Below are 18,843 nucleotides of genomic sequence, written 5' to 3'. Positions count from 1 at the left end.
TGACACACAGGGAAGAGAGAAATAAGGAGGGGTTTGATGGGTATAAGCTTTTGGACATGGACATTGACTATCGTATTATCCTTATTTTTTATAGGAATGTCGTTTTTCTTTAAAAAGAAGGCAGATGCTAGTTTCGCTCACTATGCAATAGCGGGTGGGTCGCTACCTTTTTTCTTATTACTATTCACGGATATAGCTACGATTATGGGTGTTGGGAATTTTGTTGGTCACTCTTCAAAGGGTTATGAGATTGGAATAGCTAATATTCCTTTTGTAGTTGGAGAACAGGGGGCAAAGATACTATTTGCTATAGTATTTGCGGGGTTTGCAGCAAAATTTACATATAAAACGTTGGCAGAAATGATAAATGATTTAATCGTGCGAGATCGCATTACTCGCAGTCTAGTTGCTATTTTGACTTCATCCATAATGATAGCATGGGTCAGTGGACAGGCAATGGGGATGGGGGCTTTGTTTTCAACCTTTACTGGTGCTGACCCTGTTCTAATGATTTTAGTGTTTTCTGCAGTATTTATTATTTATACAGCAGTAGGGGGGATGTATTCAGTAGTATGGACTGACCTCGTACAAGGAGGGATTCTCATTGCTATAGCAGTGTGGTTCTATTTTCAAGTATTTGATCGTATTGACTTTAGTTATACGAATTTGAAGACTAGGTTAGCTGAGGTCGGTTCAAGTGAACTCGTTCAGATGAATCTATCTGTAATGGAGGTTGTAACACTTTTTGTGACAGGAACTTTAGGAATATTAGCTGCTCAAGTTTATTGGCAACGTTGCTTTGCATCCAAAAGTTCAAAGTCAGCAAGTCGTGCTATGCTGATAAGTGGTATTGTAGCAATTATCTTTACGACTCTAGCAACTGTTAGTGGATTGGTAGTTAAGCTTCAAAATCCAACTCTCGATGCGGATAATGCTATTTCGTGGTTGATACTAGAAGAGATGACACAATTAGCTGCTCTAGCTTTCTTTATCATGATTTTCATGGCTGCTATATCAAGCGCGTCATCATTACTTCATTCAGCTGCTGTTGTAATCATCAATGATTTAGTTATACCGAATATAAAAGAAAAGACGGATTTATTTTACCTCAAGTTAACAAGAGTTAGTGTAGTTGTATTTGGCATACTCACTATTGTAACTGCTATTTGGGCGGATTCTATAATTGATTTATTTTCTCTAGCTTACTCAATGGCCGGGGGAGGAGTGGTTCCTGTATTAATTGTAGGATTAATCTGGAAAAGTAAGAGAAACTCTACTTTTGAAATGGGTATGAAGAATAGTCAAGTTTCTGTTTGGGGTGCTCGAATCGGTATAATCTCTGGTGCAATTGTCTCTCTAATACTAGGTGTTTTATGGGGGGTACTTGCATCTGTTATATTGACAATATTATTTTCTAAAATATTACCTTCAGAAGATATTATGATTGGTTCGAGAGAAATGAGTTGATATAGCAAAATGAAAAACCCTGCATTTTACGCAGGGTTATCATTTTGGAGAAATTTGTTTCTGATTAATCCACCAATCAATATGATCCAAATTAAAGACAATCATATTTGCCATTGGTCTTAAGTGAGGAATCTCTTTGTTAATGATTAAAACATTTATTTCCTCTTCAGTTAGTGGGTATCCAACTGTATCTAAATAAGAAGATAGCTTGATTACCCCATAGGCTCTTCTCAAATTAATCACCCCCCACCAAAATCTCTTTGGGTAAAATAAAGGAAGTTTAGTAAAAGGTACTAATTTTAAGTCTATGTATTTTTAATACCCATTTTTGAAGGGAATAATCATCATCCAACAGAAGGAGCAATATTTTATATTTTTCGTTTCCGAACAGTCAACAGTATACCAAATACGACTCCGATGAAGGACAAAGCTGAAATGATGAAGTAAAATGTCTGTCCTCCAAACTCCTTATAGAGAAATCCTCCTGCATATGAAGCAATAATGCTAGATAATCCAAAGAATAATAATGCAAGAACAGTTTGGCCTGTAGCACGCCATTCCTTTGGCATAATGTTATACAAGTACTGAATAGCAGCAGTATAGAAAATTGGAAACGTCAACATCTGCAATAACTGCAACAATGTAAGAGCAACCGGACTAGTTATAAAACCTGATACAAAAAAACGTAAGAAGTAAAAGAATGTAGCTATTGTAATAATTTCTAATTCCTTACCCTTTCTAAGCCACCAGAAACTTAGTGCAAAGATAATAATCTCACTAGTAGCTGCTAAGAAAAAGGCAATTCCCACCAAGGATGTATCTCCTCCCAGAGCTTTAATATGAATTCCTAAAAAAGTGTCGTTCATACGAGCAGGTACCGAGCTTACAAAGATTAATGTTAAAAATAATAGCATTTCTTTGTTGCGTAATACTGTTTTTAACCCCTCAATAGTCACTGGCTTTGCTGAGGCTTGTACATCAGGCATGAACCAAACAATTCCAAACGATAGAAGTCCCAATAAAACAAATAAGATCGATAGACTGCTAACCCCAAAATAATCCATTGCAAATCCAGCCAATAAAGACAAAACTGCATATCCTAGTGCTCCATATGTCCGTATGGACCCATAACTAATACGAGCCATTTCCGAAACAGTGAAATTTAAACTCTCAGTTAATGGATCAAGAGGCATTAGGAAAAAATACACTAATAGCGCAAATATAATTAGTAACACAAAACTATCGAAGTTAAATAAAAAGTAACCGGAAACTGCAGTCAAACAAACAAGTATTAGCATCACTTTACGGATTGTTTTTGTTTTATCACTGATAAACCCCCACAAGGGTTGAGCAAATAATGTCACAAATCCACCAGTTCCGATGATTATTCCTATTTCACTCGTAGATAATCCTTGTTCTCCTAAATAAACAGGCAAAAAAGGAATAAATAGGGCAAGTAAGCCGAAAAACAAAAAATTATACCCTTTTAATAAAACTTGTACCTTCAAATAAATTCTCCTTAAGTAAAACTAAAATAATTTATTTCATTGTAACTGATTTTATCAGCGAATTATACAGATGGCAGAGGAATAATACTAGTTTCGGATATTATATTAGAAATAAAAGAGGGAAAATACAGTTTTAAGCGAATGTAAAAAGTAAAGAAGTATGGAGGAGAATAGATGGATGGAATTGATAAAAGAAATCGTTTAGAAGAAAACCCTTTTAGTTATAAGATATCTAAGGATAATACGGTTTTCATAGAATTTCATGGAAAGCGCGTGAAAATATTAAAAGGGAAAGAGGTAGAGAAGTTTTTAAAAAGAATAGAATTGGCAGGAAATGATAAAGAAGTGCAATTAATTTTAGCAAAAATAACAGGGAACTTTAAACGTGGAAATGAGCGGAAAAAATAGAGGATGTGTGTTTAGATGTTTAGAAGATATGGAGATCGCTCAGATTGGAAACGAATTATTCAAAGAGAGTATACAAAATCTTACGTAGATAAAAAAGAATTTACAGGACATATCACATTAATAAATATGATAAAGGTTACCGATCCACTATGGGTACAGTACGGAGAAAAAAGAATTTGTATTGTAGATGATCATTATATGTGGCTACAGCATTTTCCTATGGGGAAAAATTATTCCGTCACTACAATGTTCGATGCTAATGGGGAAATCGTGCAATGGTATATTGATATATGTTACGAAATCGGAATCGAAAATAATGTTCCTTGGGTGGATGATTTAATTTTAGATATTGTTGTCTTGCCAACAGGAGAAATTATTCAATTGGACGAGGATGAATTGGAAGAAGCCTTAGAAAGTGGAAGTATCAATCAGCAAAAGTATGATTTAGCACGAGATGAAGCAAATAGAATTACTAAATGTATTAAGGAAGAACAATTTACACTGCTTAGATATTCTAATGCTCATAAAGAACTGTTAGAAGTACATTTGCAAAAGATGGAAAATGAACATGCGTAGAGTAGTAGTAGAAGAGTATGTAGAAGATTGGAAGAAAAAGTTTGAAGATGAAGTAATACTGCTTCAAAAGATTTTTGGCTTAGAAATTCAAATAATTCATCATATTGGAAGCACTTCTGTAGATGGTTTGAGTGCAAAACCAATTATTGATATGATACCGGTTGTTCGAGATATAACAAAAATTGATGCTTTTAACGATACAATGATTGCCAATGGCTATGAGCCAAAAGGAGGAAATGGCCTTCCAGGACGTAGATACTTCCAAAAAGGTGGAGACAATCGAACACACCATGTTCATATGTATGAAATGGGTAATCCTGAAATTGAAAGACATCTTGAATTTCGAAATTTTTTAAGAAAACACCCTGTTATTGCAAAGAAATATGGTGATTTTAAAAAAGTGTTGGCAAAACAATTTCCTTACGACATGGCAGCTTATATTAATGGGAAAGAAGAATTAGCCAAGGAGATTGAACAGCAAGCGATCGATTGGTTTAATAGTATAGAAGCAAGGGAATTTCATTGAGCATATGGGGTGTATGGTGTTTGTATCCAAGATGAAAGGCTACTCGTTATTAACAAAAATGGAGGTCCATACATCAATCGTTTGGATTTACCAGGTGGTAGTTTAGAAGAAAAAGAAAGCTTGACTAATGCTATGAAAAAGAGAGTTTCTTGAAGAAACGGGTCTAGAAATTGAAATTATTAAAATTATTGGAATTGCTGACTTTATAATTTCATCGGACTGGAAAGGTTGGACGGATGTTCAACATATTGCAGTGTTTTATTTAGTAAAGCAAATAGGTGGTAATCTAGTAGCGCCCGAAAAGTTTGAAGGGCAGGACTCACTTGGTGCCGAATGGGTTACAGAAGAAGAGATTTCTGTTGAAAATGCTTCGCCATTAGTGTTGAAAGCATTTGAATGGCAAAAAACAAATGATTTGGGATTGGACGCTAATTACTTTGATGATTGGAAAGTAAAAAAGAAATAAAGTACTTAATTCTGACAAGGTTAATCATAAGTATTGGGGTGTAATATATGTTTGAAAATGAGATTACAAGACTTTTAAGTATAGATTATCCGATTATTCAAGCTCCCATGGCAGGTGGAATTACTACGTCGAAACTCGTTGCTGCTGTTTCCAACAATGGAGCACTTGGAATGATCGGAGCAGGCTATATGAGTCCTATTCAATTACGGGAACAGATTAGAGAGATAAAGCAACTTACTTCAAATAATTTTGGAGTAAATCTCTTTGTTCCAAGCAAATTTAAAATCTTGGAAAACGAAGTAAAAATGGTGAATAGTTTATTAAACACATATCGTGAGGAACTAAATATATTTGAAGAGAATATCACTCTTCCGAACATAGATAATGCTTTTCTTTCGTATATGCAGCAAATAAACGTAGTTATAGAAGAAGGAGTACCAATCTGCTCCTTTACATTTGGTGTTCCAACTGCAGATGTGATGGAAAAATTTAAACAACATAATATAACTACAATTGGAACAGCTACAACTGTGGCAGAGGGAATCTCTATTGAGAAGCTTGGAATGGATGCAGTGATTGTGCAAGGTAGTGAAGCGGGAGGGCATAGGGGAAACTTTATATGTAGTCATGAAGATAGCTTAATTGGCTTGATGTCTTTAATTCCACAGGTTTCAGACACAGTAAAAATTCCTGTAATTGGAGCTGGAGGCATAATGGACGGTAAAGGACTGGTAGCGGCATTAAGTATAGGAGCAAAAGCTGTCCAAATGGGTACAGCTTTTTTGACTTGTACAGAAAGTGGTGCACATCCCATACATAAAGAAGCAATTCTGTGCTCAAAGGATGGGGATACAATTTTGACTCGTGCTTTTTCTGGAAAATGGGCAAGGGGGATTAAAAATAAATATATAATGGAGATGGAACAATATAAAGACATTATTCCAAACTTTCCAATACAAAATGTACTAACCCAATCGATTCGAAAGGCATCTGCGAATCAAAATAACCAAGAATATATGTCACTATGGGCTGGCCAAAATGCGAAACTTGCTAGAGTCGAGACTGTGGCACAACTTGTTCAAAGGGTTATGGGTGAAGCGAGGATAGAAACAGATAATCTGGTGTGAGTATAAAAGAATATGAGGCTGGGACAGAACCAAATAGCATTTTTCTCTGTGAGAAAAATGCTGTTTTTTTGCTGTGCACAAAATTGATTTCCATTCCAGGGACGCTTTCCACGGGCGTGGCCTGAGCCTGTAGTCTCAGGCGTCACGCTATTCCCATAGGAGTCGCCCCTCCATTCCAATCAATTTATTAAATATCCAATATTTAGTGAAGGTTTCTCCTTATCCAATAAAATTTCTACTTCTGTCCCAGCCTCATTAATTTATATAATGCTTTTCGATAATTTCTAACACCAAACAATAATTTCGTAGGGTGTTGTTTGAGCAGGGATACTTCTTGTGGTAGGACCATAAATTACAATTAGATTTCGGTTTGCGGGATTTCTTGTATAAGCTTGCCCATTTGTCAATAATATTGGAGTATATGGTGATATATTTAATTTTAATTGACCATCACTACTTTCAAACTGGCTGTTGAAGTAGTCTACTTTCACATTTTGATTTGGATTTTCTTTTGCTATAATAAGTGCTCGGTATTGTGGTGGATAAATAAGAGGAACAGGTGCATTTGCATCATAGTATCCCGTCGCCCTATCTCCAACTAATATCATTACATGGTCTACAAAATAAGTAGTGGGGGACACCACGAAATTTACTGAAGTTCCATTGCCGTTATCTACGGACATTAATGTATAACAACCTTCTCCTTCACCATTAGACCCAGTCATAAAATCACTAATCATGGTAACAGTACCATGAAAAGCTTGAAAATTTACCATACTCTAACCTCCATCGCTATTTAAACATGTACAGATACATGTTATGCATTTCTATGGTTTTGTGTTATCTGTACTAATTTGCAATGATAGGAGCTTTAGGAGTAAAAGAAGCTGGTTTCACAAACAACGTCCATCGGGTTGTACTTTTATGTTAAAATTTTCATATTATTCCACTTTTTATGAGGTCGATTGAGTCATTAGGTTGTTGTGATTATTTCAGTAAATACTCATAATAAGGCTCTTCTTGCTCAGTATCTTCAAACCACTTCATTCCCTTATAAGTAAAACCAATTTTTTCTAAAATCTTTAATGAACTTTGATTTAGGGGATTTGCTGATGCAGTGATGATTTTAGTATTTCCTTTATTTTTAGCTAGCTTTAGACAAGCAACCGCAGCTTCTGTTGCAAAACCTTTTCCCCATTTGTTTTTGCTAAAATGATAAATTAACTCTACTACTTCCATAGAATCAATTGGATTAAAACCAACAGCTCCTATTACTTCATCCGATTCTTTTTCTATTACTGCATAAACGGATAAAACTCTATCTTCTTGCAATTTACGATATCCTTCTATCATTTTGGGAAGCAACTCATGTGCAGAAGGTCCATCACATAATGACATTACTTCTTCATCACCCCAAAATTGTTTTGCTGCCTCTATATGTGATTGATCAAATACGCATAAATACAACCGTTCTGTTTCATAAATAATTCCCAATTATGTTCGACTCCTATGCTAAAATCGTCGCTTGTTTCCAATTTTTATCGCTTTTCCAGTATTAGCAAAATGCCATTTGGTGATGGACTTTAAAAATTCCTCTCCGTGCTTCAAATAAATCTTAGCTGCTATTTCATCGACTTTTGCGCTTGCTCCTTTCGGTATCGTGGTATTTGCTATTTCAGTCAAACGATCCATTTCCTTTAAAAATGCATATCTTGCAATAATGGATGCCGCTGCAACTGCAACATGAAGCTGCTCAGCTTTTGTAGAAAATAAAACATTTTCTTGGATGATTTCTTTCTCCATTTTAAGATGATTATAGTAAATGCTACGCTCTGCAAATTGATCGATTAATATATATGCGGGTTTTTCTTTTTCCATTTTTTTTAACACATGCTTTAGTGCTTGGTTGTGCATGAGTGCTTTTATTTTCCCTTGTGACCACCCACGAGATTGTATATCATTGTATTTTTCATTTTTCAACACCAAGACACTATGAGTTAGTGTTGCCATTAAGTCAGGTGCCATTTTACGCATCACATCGTCCGTAAGCATCTTGGAATCCTTAACACCTAATTCTTTCACTAGCTCTACTTGGTCTGCATGAACATAACAAGCAGCAACTGTAATAGGACCAAAATAGTCACCAGTTCCTGTTTCATCAGAACCTAGTACGGACAATGAGGAAAAATTAGCAGGTAACATGTCTCCTTTAGCTACACTTGTTGATAAAGATTTAGTAGAACTTGTTCCCCAAAGAGATGCCTCCCGAGTAGCACCGTTTCCTTGAAACATTACCTTACCCGATTTATAGATGGTAATAGCTGTATCTACTAGTTTTGCGGCAAAAACAACACCAGGGGCAGAGCGTTCTACCTTGAACTTCATATAATGGGATTTTACTTTTTCTATTTCATTTGGCTTCATTAATAAGACTTCGTTTGACATTCGTTCGTTCCTTTCTTCACATCGTAATCTATTTCGTGTTATTATTAGTATTAGGATTTTCTGAGGAGGGTATGGCTTTGTCAGAACAGGAAAAAACACGGATTTCGGTTGATATATATGGACAGAATTATAAAATGGTAGGTTCTGAATCTTCAGGCCATATGAGACTAGTAGCTTCAATAGTGGATGATAAAATGAGAGAAATACATTCACATAACGGTCAGCTAGATATTGCAAAGCTTGCAGTGCTCACAGCTGTAAATACTGTACATGATTACATAAAAGTAAAAGAACAATTAGAGCTACTTGAAGAAGAATTGAAAAGGTTAAAGGACTGAAAATATGTTAGATATAATTATATTGATATTACTTGTTGGCGGTTTAATAACTGGCGCAAAGCGCGGATTGATTGTTCAACTTATCCATATGACTGGATTTATTGTAGCACTAATAGTGGCATACTCTTATTATAAACCACTTGCAGATAAATTTGTTTTATGGATTCCATTTCCTGCTGTAACTGCCGGTTCTAAATTGACAATTGCAGTAGAGAGTTTAGATTTGGCTCAAACATTTTATAGAATTATTGCTTTTGCGCTTATTTTTATTGCTGTAAAATTTGCTTTACAGATGATTGCTTCAATGTTTGACTTTTTAAAGTATTTACCTATTTTAGGTTTTGTAAGCAATATTGTAGGAGCAATTTTAGGACTTATTGAATTTTATTTTATTATATTTGTACTACTGTATGTATTTGCCCTTTTACCAATCGATATTATCCAAAACTTAATATCAGGTTCAGTTTTAACCGGATGGATGTTAGACCATACGCCAATCCTATCAGAGATGGTTAAAAATTGGTGGTATATTTATATTGAAAAGTAACTTCTCTCGGTAGAGGGAAGTTTTTTTGAAGGAATAAGAAAGTATATAAAAATCATCCGGGAACACAGGGGCCACGGGACTTTAAAGAATGATAAAGAGAAGTAGTAAGTGTTTACTATATAAAGAAGCCAAATAGCGAACGGAATTGTATCTTCGAGAGCTTCCTTTATGAATAAGATAGTATCTTTTCTCTCGTTATCCAAAAACGCACTAACCTGTTTCTAAGAGTTATAGGAGGGCGACGGATAGACAAAAGCCATAAGATTATCGAAAAAAGGAGTGCTGGTTGGTTGTGACGAACGTCACAAACAACCATTCACAAGGTAATCATATAGTAAAACGTCTATCCAAAGGGCTTCGAAAACGAGAGAAACAGGATTTGCCAATAAAGGACCAAGCATGTCTTTTACCAGATTTATCTTAAGTTAGGTTAGCTACATTGCTAATTGAAATGATAGGAGTGTTATCGTTGGATAAGAAAACGATTATTAAAACATTAGAAAAAATTGCGTTATATATGGAATTACAAGGTGAAAATCCTTTTAAAGTATCTGCTTTTCGGAAGGCTGCACAGGTTCTAGAATTAGATGACAGAAGCTTGTCTGAAATGGATAATATCTTATCTTTAAAAGGAATTGGAGCTGCAACTGGGGCTGTAATAGAGGAATTAACCACCGTCGGTGAATCTTCTTTACTCATGGAGCTACAAGAAACAGTTCCTAGTGGCCTACTCCCAATGCTTAAGATTCCAGGACTTGGCGGTAAAAAAATCGCCAAGCTTTATAAGGAATTACATATTGATTCAATAGATTCGCTGAAGCTTGCGTGTGAAGAAGGAAAAGTCCAAAGTCTTCCTGGATTTGCTAAGAAGACAGAAGAAAAGATACTATTAGAAATAGTAAACCTTCAAGCTAAACCGGAACGAACAGCTGTTTGGCAAATTGAACCAATCGTAGAGCTAATTGAATACAAACTTTCTTCTATTTCTTTGATCGATAAATTTTCCGTTGCTGGTTCGTTCAGAAGAGTAAAAGAGGCTAGTAAGGATATCGACTTTATAATCGCTACAAGTTCTCCTCAAGAAGTAAGAGAAGAATTATTAAAAGTACTTCCTGTAAAAAAGATAATTGCTGCTGGAGATACGAAAGTTTCTGTAACTTTAGATGTGGAAGTAGAGATTGATGTCGATTTCCGACTTGTGGAAATAAGCCAGTATGCTTCTGCACTAAATCATTTTACTGGTTCGAAAGACCATAATATTAAAATGCGTCAAATTGCAAAAGAACAAGGGAAGAAAATCAGTGAATATGGGGTTGAGTTACCTGATGGTAGTGTGGAGCATTTTAATTCTGAAGAAGATTTTTATGCTTTCTTTGACTTACCTTTTATACCGCCAACTGTGCGGGAGGACGGATCGGAATTTTCTAAGTTAGATCAGCTACCTCTACTAGTAAATCATAAGGATATACATGGCGATTTTCATATGCATAGTACTTGGTCGGACGGTGCTCATTCTATAGAAGAAATGGTAGAAGCCTGCCGTTCAAAAGGTTATTCTCATATGGTGATTACGGATCATTCAAACTATTTAAAAGTAGCAAACGGACTTTCTAAAGAACGATTATTAAACCAAATGGAAATCATACGTGAGCTTAATGTGAAATATACAGATATTGAAATACTTGCTGGTACCGAAATGGATATACTACCAGATGGATCACTCGATTTTGAAGATGATGTATTGGCGCAACTAGATTTTGTTATAGCTTCTATCCATTCAAGTTTTAGTCAACCACAAGAAAAGATTATGGACAGACTTTTAAATGCGTTGAAGAATCCATATGTACATATGATAGCGCATCCAACGGGAAGAATAATCGAACAAAGAGATGGTTATAATCCAGATGTTCCAACACTAATAGAATGGGCAAAGGAATATGGCAAGATTTTGGAGTTAAATGCAAATCCTTATCGTCTCGATTTGAACACAGAATATTTAAAGTTAGCCCAAGAAAAAGGTGTTCCAATAGCCATTAATACGGATGCTCATCATATCGATCAGCTGAAATATATGGATATTGGTGTTCAATATGCTCAAAAAGCCTGGTTGCATAAAGACAATATTGTGAACACTTGGTCTTTTGAGAAGTTTAAGGAATATATCCAGAAATAATTAGGAGGTGCCTCGGTTGATAGCTGAAAGAGCACTGAGAACTTTAGAGTATTATAAAATTCGAGAAGAGGTTTCAAATTACTGTACTTCTTCTATTGGAAAAAGCCATATAGATAACCTCATTCCTTCTGTTGATTTTATAGAAGTGACGAAGTTATTAGAGGAAATGGACGAAGGTATGTCAATTCTTCGGTTACGTGGCAATGTTCCAATGGGGGGGATGACAGACATCCGCCCCCACGCTAAACGTGCCCAAATTGGCGGTATGCTTAGTCCTACGGAATTAATGGAAATTGCAAGTACCATACGTGCAAGCAAAATATTACGCCAGTTTTTAGAAAATGTAGCGGAATCGGAAGATGTTAAGATTCCACACTTCCTTCAAAAAAAGGAAGATATTCCGATTTTAACAGCTCTTGAACATGAAATTAATGATTGTGTAGATGAAAACGGTTCAGTATTAGATAGTGCTAGTAGTACATTGCGCACTATACGCCAACAATTACGCATTCAAGTTAGTCGTGTGCGAGAGAAACTAGAAAGCTATACAAGAGGAGCTAATGCTGCGAAAATGCTTTCAGATTCAATTATTACAATCCGAAATGATCGATATGTAATTCCTGTTAAGTCGGAATATCGCAGTCATTACGGTGGAATAATTCATGACCAATCCTCTTCAGGGCAAACATTATTTATCGAACCTTCAGCAGTAGTCCAAATAAACAATGATATTCGAAGCTTAAAAGTGAAGGAACAGGAAGAGATTAATCGTATCCTTATTAGATTGACAGCTGAGGTAGAAATAGTTGGACATGACATCTTTCTATTAGTAAATGTACTGGGAGAGGTTGATGTTATTCTAGCTAAAGCTAAATATGGACAAGCACAAAAATGTACAATGCCAGTCATTAATAACGAAGGTTATATCCGTTTAGTGAAAGCAAGACATCCACTTATTCCAATAGAGACAGCTGTGCCAAATACAATCGAATTTGGAAAAGACATTACAACAATTGTAATTACTGGGCCGAATACAGGTGGTAAAACGGTCACACTGAAAACAGTTGGTCTTTGTACATTAATGGCTCAAAGTGGACTTCCTATTCCTGCATTGGATGGCTCTGAAGTTGCTTTGTTTGAATCAGTATTTGCAGATATCGGAGATGAGCAATCTATTGAGCAAAGTTTAAGTACTTTTTCTTCTCATATGGTTAATATTGTCGATATATTAAAAAAATATGACGATAAATCATTGATCATATTTGATGAGCTTGGTGCAGGTACCGATCCACAAGAGGGTGCGGCACTCGCAATTTCTATTTTGGATGCAGTACATGGCACAGGTGCACGTGTAATGGCAACTACACATTATCCTGAACTTAAGGCGTATGGATATAATAGACCTGGCGTTGCTAATGCTAGTGTTGAATTTGACATAGAAACTTTAAGTCCGACTTATAAACTGTTAATAGGGGTTCCCGGAAGAAGTAATGCCTTTGAGATATCCGAGCGACTTGGTTTACCAGAATATATCATCAGCCAAGCTCAAACGTTTACAGGAACAGATCGCGGAGAAGTGAACTCTATGATTGCTTCTCTTGAGGACAGTCGTCGACAAGCAGAAAAAGATGCGGAAGAAACAGAAGTACACTTAGAGGAAGCTCGTAAAGTAAAAGAAGGTTTAGAATTACGATTAGCTGAACTGGAACAAAATAAAGAAAAACTAGAACAAAAAGCAAAAGACAAGGCAAAGAAAATTGTTGATGAAGCTCGTCGAGAAGCGGATGACATTATAAGTGAACTGCGAAAAATGCAAGCTAATACACATAAGTTTGTAAAAGAACATGAATTGATCGATGCGAAAAAACGTCTAGATGCTGCTTTGCCAGATAATCCCGTATTGAAGAAACAAAAAAAGTTAAATGAAACATTAAAAGAGTTGAAATCCGGCGATGAAGTGAAGGTAGTAAGCTTCGGTCAAAAAGGGACTCTGTTAGAGAAGCTGTCTAACTCGGAATGGTCTGTTCAAATTGGTATGTTAAAGATGAAACTGGACGAATCTGATCTAGAATTTGTTAAACCAGAGAAACAAAAACAGACGGTTTCTGTGAATTCCATTCGCGGAAGAGACTCCCATGTGAAATTAGAATTAGATCTTCGTGGTGAACGTTATGAGGATGCCATAATGCGTACAGAAAAGTATTTAGATGATGCAATTCTCGCGAATTATCCGAGAATCTCAATTATTCATGGAAAAGGTACTGGCGTATTAAGACAAGCTATACAACAGTTTCTGAAAAATCATTCTCGTGTGAAAAGCTATCGTTTCGGAGAAGCTGGTGAGGGTGGTCATGGTGTAACAGTTGTAGAATTAAAATAATATATAATTTATGAAACTTTTTATCGGGCTCTCCGTATAGAAGGAAAAGTGTAAAAGGGGTTTTTAAGTATGGTTCTATCCAGTTTCTGGTCAAACCCACTCGTAGAGTCTGCAGGTTATTTTAGTGTTGTTATTCTATGCTTGCTCGTTTCGATGGTTATTTTTGAAATCGTCACGAAATATAAGAATTGGCAAGAAATAAAAAAAGGTAATGTAGCAGTTGCACTTGCTACTGGTGGGAAAATTTTTGGTGTGTGTAACATTTTTAGGTATTCCATAGAACAACACAATACATTCTTTGAAATGGTTGGTTGGGGTTTATTTGGGTTTACATTACTGATCATTGCGTACCTGTTATTTGAGTTTTTAACGCCGAGCTTTAATGTTGATGAGGAAATCGAAAAAGATAATCGTTCAATTGGGTTTATTTCACTAGTTATTTCTGTCGGGTTATCATTTGTTATTGGTGCAAGTATTTCTTAGGAGCGTTTACAATGGAAAAATTGTCAAAAATATTATTGGGTGTTGGCCTACTATTTGTCTTAGTAGGTATAATATATATCGTTGCAAATTAATATAATAAATTAATAGCGTATTTAAAGACTGCAATGTAGCACTTTTAATCTTAATGATGATGGAGTGGTCGTTACAGTCTTTTTATTTTATTCTATTGTTGAATAGCAAATCGTCAAATAACTCTTTTTAATTAAAGAATTGAATTGTCATTCATTTTTCTCTATAATTAAAAATAGGAATATTCACGCTATTAAAAACAAAGGGGGCATTAATATGACAGAAAAGCCGTGGTTAGCACAATATCCACCAGAAATTCCGCACACGCTCGATTATGAACATATTCCAGTTCAAGAATACTTAACAAGAGCGTATAGGAAATTTCCTACCAAGGTAGCTATACATTTCATGGGGAGAGATGTATCGTACAAAGAGCTTTACGAGTCATCATTGAAATTTGCTAACTACTTACAGTCGATTGGTATCCAAAAAGGAGACAGAGTAGCGATTATGCTACCAAATTGTCCACAAGGGGTAATTGGTTACTATGGTGTATTATATGCGGGAGCAATTGTTGTTCAGACAAATCCTCTTTATACAGAAAGAGAAATAGCATATCAAATGAAGGACTCTGGGGCAAAAGTTATTTTAACTATGGATATATTATTTCCACGTGTAACAAAAGTTTTAAAAGAAACAGACTTAGAGAATATTATTGTTACTGGTATTAAGGATTATTTACCATTCCCCAAAAATCTTGTCTATCCTTTTATCCAAAAGAAACAATACGGGTTTAGTGTTAAAGTAGAACATAGAGGGATAAATCACTTATTTCCAGAGATTATGAAAGTCGGAAAAGCTGAAGCGATTAAAATGGATTTTGATTTTGAAGAGGATATTGCACTATTACAATATACAGGCGGTACAACTGGATTTCCAAAAGGAGTTATGCTTACCCATAAAAACTTAGTAACGAATACTACTATGTGTACAGTATGGAACTATAAATGCAAAGAAGGCGAAGAAACTATTTTAGGAGTGCTCCCATTCTTTCATGTTTATGGAATGACTACTGTTTTAATCTTTTCTGTTATGCTAGGTAATAGAATGGTATTGTTACCAAAGTTTGATGTGGAAACTGCATTAAAAACGATAGATAAGCAGAAACCAACTATTTTCCCCGGAGCTCCAACGATTTATATTGGATTATTAAATCACCCCGATATCCAAAAATATGACTTATCTTCAATTGGTGCTTGTTTAAGTGGGTCTGCTCCATTACCATTAGAAGTACAAGAAAAGTTTGAAAAGATTACTGGCGGTAGATTAGTAGAAGGCTATGGCTTAACCGAAACTTCCCCGGTAACCCATGCGAATTTGATTTATACGGAGGATCGGATAAAAGGATCAGTCGGTATTCCTTGGCCGGATACAGAAGCAGCAATTTTTGCGGTTGATTCAACGACTCCATTACCATTTGGAGAAATCGGAGAAATTGCAGTTAAAGGACCACAAGTAATGAAAGGGTATTGGAATCGACCAGAGGATACAGAAATGACTATGCGCGATGGTTGGTTTTTAACTGGAGATTTAGGATACATGGATGAAAGCGGTTACTTTTATGTAGTCGATCGTAAAAAAGATTTAATCATTGCTGGAGGCTATAATATTTATCCGAGGGATGTAGAAGAGGTATTATATGAACATCCTGCAATTCAGGAATGCGTTGTTGCTGGAGTTCCAGATCCTTACAGAGGAGAAACTGTAAAAGCATTTATAGTAGTTAAAGAGGGAGCAACTGTGACAGAAGAGGAGTTAAACACTTTTTGTCGTGAGAACTTAGCTGCGTTTAAAGTGCCAAGAATTTATGAGTTCAGAGCAGAACTTCCGAAAACAGCTGTAGGTAAGATTTTAAGAAGAACATTAATAGATGAAGAAAAAGAGAAGCAAAAACAAACAATCCCAAGTTAATTGATTATTGACAATCGACAAAATTAAATATAATATAAAAATATGAATGAATCATCATTCATATTTTTATTTTTTTCAGCAAGAGTTATAACGAATGCTGAATTAAATGAAAGCCTCTGGCGGATGTCACAGATTATGAATTTAGCTTGCTCAATACATAATCCTGACACAATTACGCCATAGCGTAATTGATTAATTGGTGGTGAATTCATAATGAAGAAGGACAAACCAAAATATAAGCAAATCATTGACGCGGCAATTATTGTTATCGCTGAAAATGGATACCATCAGTCACAGGTTTCTAAAATTGCCAAACAGGCGGGAGTAGCTGATGGGACAATTTATTTATATTTTAAAAACAAAGAAGAAATTTTAGTCTCCGTGTTTGAAGAAAAAATGGAGATATTTGCAGACAATCTAAAAGAAATTATTCAACAAGAAATTAGTTCATCAGAAAAGTTGTATAAAATGATTGAGAATCATTTTATGGTGTTATCAAGCGATCATCATTTAGCAACGGTTACTCAATTGGAATTAAGACAAGCCAATTTAGCATTGCGATTACGCATCAATGCGGTTTTAAGAAATTATTTAGTATTACTAGATACAATTTTAAAAGAGGGAATTGAACAAGGAGAATTTGATCATTCGATTGATATTCGCTTAGCAAGACAAATGGTTTTTGGTACAATTGATGAGACGACTACTACTTGGGTAATGAACGAGCATAAATATGATTTAGTTGATCTAACAAGTAAAGTACATCGTCTATTGTTAAATGGTGTAAAAGTTTAACGAAGGGGGAGTGGGGAAATGGAATTTCTGTCATGGAATATTGAAGATGGTGTAGCTACAGTAACACTAAATCGTCCACCAGCAAACGCTTTGGCAAGAGGGGTTATATTAGAAGTCAATGAGTTATTGGATGCTGTAGAACATGATGATGCAGTTCGAGTAATCTTGCTAAAAGGGGAAGGAAGATTTTTCTCCGCCGGAGCAGATATAAAAGAATTTACCTCGATTACATCTGGAGCGGCATTCTCTGAGCTTGCTGCAAGTGGGCAAACAATTTTCGAAAGAGTGGAAACTTTCTCGAAACCCGTTATTGCTGCAATTCATGGTGCTGCACTTGGCGGAGGTCTTGAACTTGCGATGAGTTGTCATATCCGACTTGTTTCAGAAAATGCAAAGCTTGGGCTACCTGAATTACAACTAGGACTAATACCGGGGTTTGCTGGCACACAACGTTTACCCCGTTATGTAGGGTTTGCAAAAGCAGCAGAAATGTTGTTAACAAGTGATCCTATTAGTGGGAAAGAGGCAGCTCAGTTAGGACTTGCTAATCATGCTTATGCGGAAGAAGAATTATTTGATCATGCCAAAAAGCTTGCAGTCAAGATTGCTAAGAAAAGTCCAATTGCAGTTAAAAATGCATTAGAAATGCTTCAGTATGCTAAACCAGCTTCCTATCATGAAGGTGTTAAAGCAGAAGCAAATGCTTTTGGAACTGTATTTGTATCAGAGGATGCAAAAGAAGGTATTTCTGCATTTATTGAAAAAAGAGAACCAATATTTAAAGGTAAATAATATTTTACATTGGGAGGATATCTAAATGAACATTTATGTATTAGTAAAACGTACATTTGATACAGAAGAGAAAATCGTAGTAAGCGGGGGTAAAATTCAAGAAGATGGTGCAGAATTCATCATTAATCCATACGATGAGTATGCAATAGAAGAGGCAATACAAGTTCGTGACGCACAAGGTGGAGAAGTAACAGTTCTCACGATGGGTGGCGAAGATGCTGAGAAGCAACTTCGTACTGCACTAGCAATGGGTGCAGATAAAGCGGTACTTATTAATATAGAAGATGATGTAGAAGAGTTAGATCAATTTACAGCTGCACATATTATCTCTGAGTACTTAAAAGATAAAAATCCGGATTTAATATTAGCAGGTAACGTAGCGATTGATGGTGGATCCGGACAAGTTGGGCCACGAGTTGCTGAGAGCTTAGGCATTAACTATGTAACTACTATTACAAACTTAGAGATTGATGGAACTACAGTAACAATTAAACGTGATGTTGAAGGAGATACGGAAGTATTAGAAACTTCATTGCCATTATTGGTTACTGCTCAGCAAGGTCTAAATGAACCACGCTATCCATCTCTTCCAGGGATTATGAAGGCAAAGAAAAAGCCTTTAGAAGAAGTTGAATTAGATGATTTAGATATAGATGAAGATGATGTAGAAGCAAAAACAGAAACAATCGAAATTTATTTACCTCCTAAAAAGGAAGCTGGAAAAGTATTAGAAGGCGATTTAGCTGATCAAGTAAAAGAGTTAGTTCATTTACTTCACTCGGAAGCAAAAGTCGTTTAACTTCATACAGCA

General features: G+C 35.7%; 20 protein-coding genes and 1 pseudogene. 16 read left to right on the top strand and 5 right to left on the bottom strand.

The window, feature by feature from the left end; all coding sequences use genetic code 11:
- Positions 1-36: 36 nt before the first annotated feature.
- A complete protein-coding gene (locus MKY29_RS13825) occupies positions 37-1,467 on the top strand; it encodes a sodium:solute symporter family protein (protein ID WP_340880098.1) in 1,431 nt (476 codons plus the stop codon).
- Between the two features lie 39 nt (positions 1,468-1,506).
- On the opposite strand, the gene MKY29_RS13820 is transcribed toward MKY29_RS13825, so the two are convergent.
- Positions 1,507-1,701, bottom strand: a complete 195-nt coding sequence (locus MKY29_RS13820) for a hypothetical protein (protein WP_090564163.1) — start codon at positions 1,699-1,701, stop codon at positions 1,507-1,509.
- 134 nt (positions 1,702-1,835) lie between these two features.
- Positions 1,836-2,975 carry an MFS transporter gene (locus MKY29_RS13815; RefSeq protein WP_093496033.1) on the bottom strand — a complete coding sequence of 380 codons (1,140 nt, stop codon included), beginning with the start codon at positions 2,973-2,975 and terminating at the stop codon, positions 1,836-1,838.
- Between the two features lie 174 nt (positions 2,976-3,149).
- Here MKY29_RS13815 and MKY29_RS13810 point away from each other — a divergent pair, with 174 nt between their 5' ends.
- The 5 genes and pseudogenes from MKY29_RS13810 to MKY29_RS13790 all read left to right on the top strand — a co-directional run bounded on the left by MKY29_RS13810 (position 3,150) and on the right by MKY29_RS13790 (position 6,078).
- On the top strand, positions 3,150-3,383 hold the full coding sequence (locus MKY29_RS13810) for a hypothetical protein (protein WP_093496032.1): 234 nt from the start codon (positions 3,150-3,152) through the stop codon (positions 3,381-3,383).
- Positions 3,384-3,398: 15 nt separating this feature from the next.
- Positions 3,399-3,959 carry a DUF402 domain-containing protein gene (locus MKY29_RS13805; protein ID WP_093496031.1) on the top strand — a complete coding sequence of 187 codons (561 nt, stop codon included), beginning with the start codon at positions 3,399-3,401 and terminating at the stop codon, positions 3,957-3,959.
- A complete protein-coding gene (locus MKY29_RS13800) occupies positions 3,946-4,485 on the top strand; it encodes a GrpB family protein (RefSeq protein WP_340880097.1) in 540 nt (179 codons plus the stop codon). Before MKY29_RS13805 ends, MKY29_RS13800 begins: the two co-directional genes overlap by 14 nt.
- Before the next feature lie 9 nt (positions 4,486-4,494).
- Positions 4,495-4,951, top strand: a pseudogene (locus tag MKY29_RS13795) (NUDIX hydrolase).
- A 47-nt stretch (positions 4,952-4,998) separates the two neighbouring features.
- Entirely contained in the window at positions 4,999-6,078 is a 1,080-nt protein-coding gene (locus MKY29_RS13790) for an NAD(P)H-dependent flavin oxidoreductase (protein WP_340880096.1), read from the top strand.
- A 284-nt stretch (positions 6,079-6,362) separates the two neighbouring features.
- Here MKY29_RS13790 and MKY29_RS13785 read toward each other — a convergent pair whose 3' ends face one another.
- The 3 genes from MKY29_RS13785 to rnhC form a co-directional block, all read right to left on the bottom strand.
- Complete coding sequence (locus tag MKY29_RS13785) at positions 6,363-6,854, bottom strand: hypothetical protein (RefSeq protein WP_340880095.1); 492 nt, start codon at positions 6,852-6,854, stop codon at positions 6,363-6,365.
- A gap of 211 nt (positions 6,855-7,065) precedes the next feature.
- Positions 7,066-7,572, bottom strand: a complete 507-nt coding sequence (locus MKY29_RS13780; RefSeq protein ID WP_340880094.1) for a GNAT family N-acetyltransferase — start codon at positions 7,570-7,572, stop codon at positions 7,066-7,068.
- A gap of 18 nt (positions 7,573-7,590) precedes the next feature.
- Positions 7,591-8,523, bottom strand: a complete 933-nt coding sequence (gene rnhC, locus MKY29_RS13775) for a ribonuclease HIII (protein WP_340880092.1) — start codon at positions 8,521-8,523, stop codon at positions 7,591-7,593.
- Between the two features lie 77 nt (positions 8,524-8,600).
- On the opposite strand from rnhC, the gene zapA reads away from it, so the two are divergent.
- The 10 genes from zapA (at position 8,601) to MKY29_RS13725 (ending at position 18,831) form a co-directional block, all read left to right on the top strand.
- Positions 8,601-8,861 carry a cell division protein ZapA gene (gene zapA / locus MKY29_RS13770; protein WP_090564147.1) on the top strand — a complete coding sequence of 87 codons (261 nt, stop codon included), beginning with the start codon at positions 8,601-8,603 and terminating at the stop codon, positions 8,859-8,861.
- A gap of 4 nt (positions 8,862-8,865) precedes the next feature.
- The gene (locus MKY29_RS13765; RefSeq protein WP_090564145.1) at positions 8,866-9,408 is read left to right on the top strand and encodes a CvpA family protein; all 543 of its coding nucleotides are present in this window, start codon (positions 8,866-8,868) and stop codon (positions 9,406-9,408) included.
- Between the two features lie 292 nt (positions 9,409-9,700).
- On the top strand, positions 9,701-9,832 hold the full coding sequence (locus tag MKY29_RS13760; RefSeq protein WP_340880091.1) for a hypothetical protein: 132 nt from the start codon (positions 9,701-9,703) through the stop codon (positions 9,830-9,832).
- A gap of 45 nt (positions 9,833-9,877) precedes the next feature.
- Positions 9,878-11,581, top strand: a complete 1,704-nt coding sequence (polX, locus tag MKY29_RS13755; protein WP_340880090.1) for a DNA polymerase/3'-5' exonuclease PolX — start codon at positions 9,878-9,880, stop codon at positions 11,579-11,581.
- 16 nt (positions 11,582-11,597) lie between these two features.
- On the top strand, positions 11,598-13,961 hold the full coding sequence (locus MKY29_RS13750) for an endonuclease MutS2 (RefSeq protein ID WP_340880089.1): 2,364 nt from the start codon (positions 11,598-11,600) through the stop codon (positions 13,959-13,961).
- A gap of 69 nt (positions 13,962-14,030) precedes the next feature.
- On the top strand, positions 14,031-14,444 hold the full coding sequence (locus MKY29_RS13745; protein ID WP_093496024.1) for a DUF350 domain-containing protein: 414 nt from the start codon (positions 14,031-14,033) through the stop codon (positions 14,442-14,444).
- A gap of 306 nt (positions 14,445-14,750) precedes the next feature.
- Positions 14,751-16,445 carry a long-chain-fatty-acid--CoA ligase gene (locus MKY29_RS13740; protein WP_340880088.1) on the top strand — a complete coding sequence of 565 codons (1,695 nt, stop codon included), beginning with the start codon at positions 14,751-14,753 and terminating at the stop codon, positions 16,443-16,445.
- A 213-nt stretch (positions 16,446-16,658) separates the two neighbouring features.
- Positions 16,659-17,240, top strand: a complete 582-nt coding sequence (locus MKY29_RS13735) for a TetR/AcrR family transcriptional regulator (RefSeq protein WP_093496022.1) — start codon at positions 16,659-16,661, stop codon at positions 17,238-17,240.
- A gap of 18 nt (positions 17,241-17,258) precedes the next feature.
- Complete coding sequence (locus MKY29_RS13730; RefSeq protein WP_241596795.1) at positions 17,259-18,032, top strand: enoyl-CoA hydratase; 774 nt, start codon at positions 17,259-17,261, stop codon at positions 18,030-18,032.
- Between the two features lie 25 nt (positions 18,033-18,057).
- A complete protein-coding gene (locus tag MKY29_RS13725; protein ID WP_093496020.1) occupies positions 18,058-18,831 on the top strand; it encodes an electron transfer flavoprotein subunit beta/FixA family protein in 774 nt (257 codons plus the stop codon).
- The last annotated feature ends 12 nt before the right edge of the window (positions 18,832-18,843 follow it).

The organism is Psychrobacillus sp. FSL K6-2365, from assembly GCF_038003165.1.
Classification (GTDB): domain Bacteria; phylum Bacillota; class Bacilli; order Bacillales_A; family Planococcaceae; genus Psychrobacillus; species Psychrobacillus psychrodurans.
This window is presented reverse-complemented; position numbering and strand designations above follow the sequence as displayed.

What these genes read in the sequence shown, in the direction of transcription:
- MKY29_RS13825 (WP_340880098.1), top strand. Translation starts at nt 37, where the DNA reads ATGGGTATAAGCTTTTGGACATGGACATTGACTATCGTATTATCCTTA.
- MKY29_RS13810 (WP_093496032.1), top strand. Translation starts at nt 3,150, where the DNA reads ATGGATGGAATTGATAAAAGAAATCGTTTAGAAGAAAACCCTTTTAGT.
- MKY29_RS13805 (WP_093496031.1), top strand. Translation starts at nt 3,399, where the DNA reads ATGTTTAGAAGATATGGAGATCGCTCAGATTGGAAACGAATTATTCAA.
- MKY29_RS13800 (WP_340880097.1), top strand. Translation starts at nt 3,946, where the DNA reads ATGAACATGCGTAGAGTAGTAGTAGAAGAGTATGTAGAAGATTGGAAG.
- MKY29_RS13790 (WP_340880096.1), top strand. Translation starts at nt 4,999, where the DNA reads ATGTTTGAAAATGAGATTACAAGACTTTTAAGTATAGATTATCCGATT.
- MKY29_RS13785 (WP_340880095.1), bottom strand. Translation starts at nt 6,854, where the DNA reads ATGGTAAATTTTCAAGCTTTTCATGGTACTGTTACCATGATTAGTGAT.
- rnhC (WP_340880092.1), bottom strand. Translation starts at nt 8,523, where the DNA reads ATGTCAAACGAAGTCTTATTAATGAAGCCAAATGAAATAGAAAAAGTA.
- MKY29_RS13765 (WP_090564145.1), top strand. Translation starts at nt 8,866, where the DNA reads ATGTTAGATATAATTATATTGATATTACTTGTTGGCGGTTTAATAACT.
- MKY29_RS13745 (WP_093496024.1), top strand. Translation starts at nt 14,031, where the DNA reads ATGGTTCTATCCAGTTTCTGGTCAAACCCACTCGTAGAGTCTGCAGGT.
- MKY29_RS13740 (WP_340880088.1), top strand. Translation starts at nt 14,751, where the DNA reads ATGACAGAAAAGCCGTGGTTAGCACAATATCCACCAGAAATTCCGCAC.
- MKY29_RS13735 (WP_093496022.1), top strand. Translation starts at nt 16,659, where the DNA reads ATGAAGAAGGACAAACCAAAATATAAGCAAATCATTGACGCGGCAATT.
- MKY29_RS13730 (WP_241596795.1), top strand. Translation starts at nt 17,259, where the DNA reads ATGGAATTTCTGTCATGGAATATTGAAGATGGTGTAGCTACAGTAACA.
- MKY29_RS13725 (WP_093496020.1), top strand. Translation starts at nt 18,058, where the DNA reads ATGAACATTTATGTATTAGTAAAACGTACATTTGATACAGAAGAGAAA.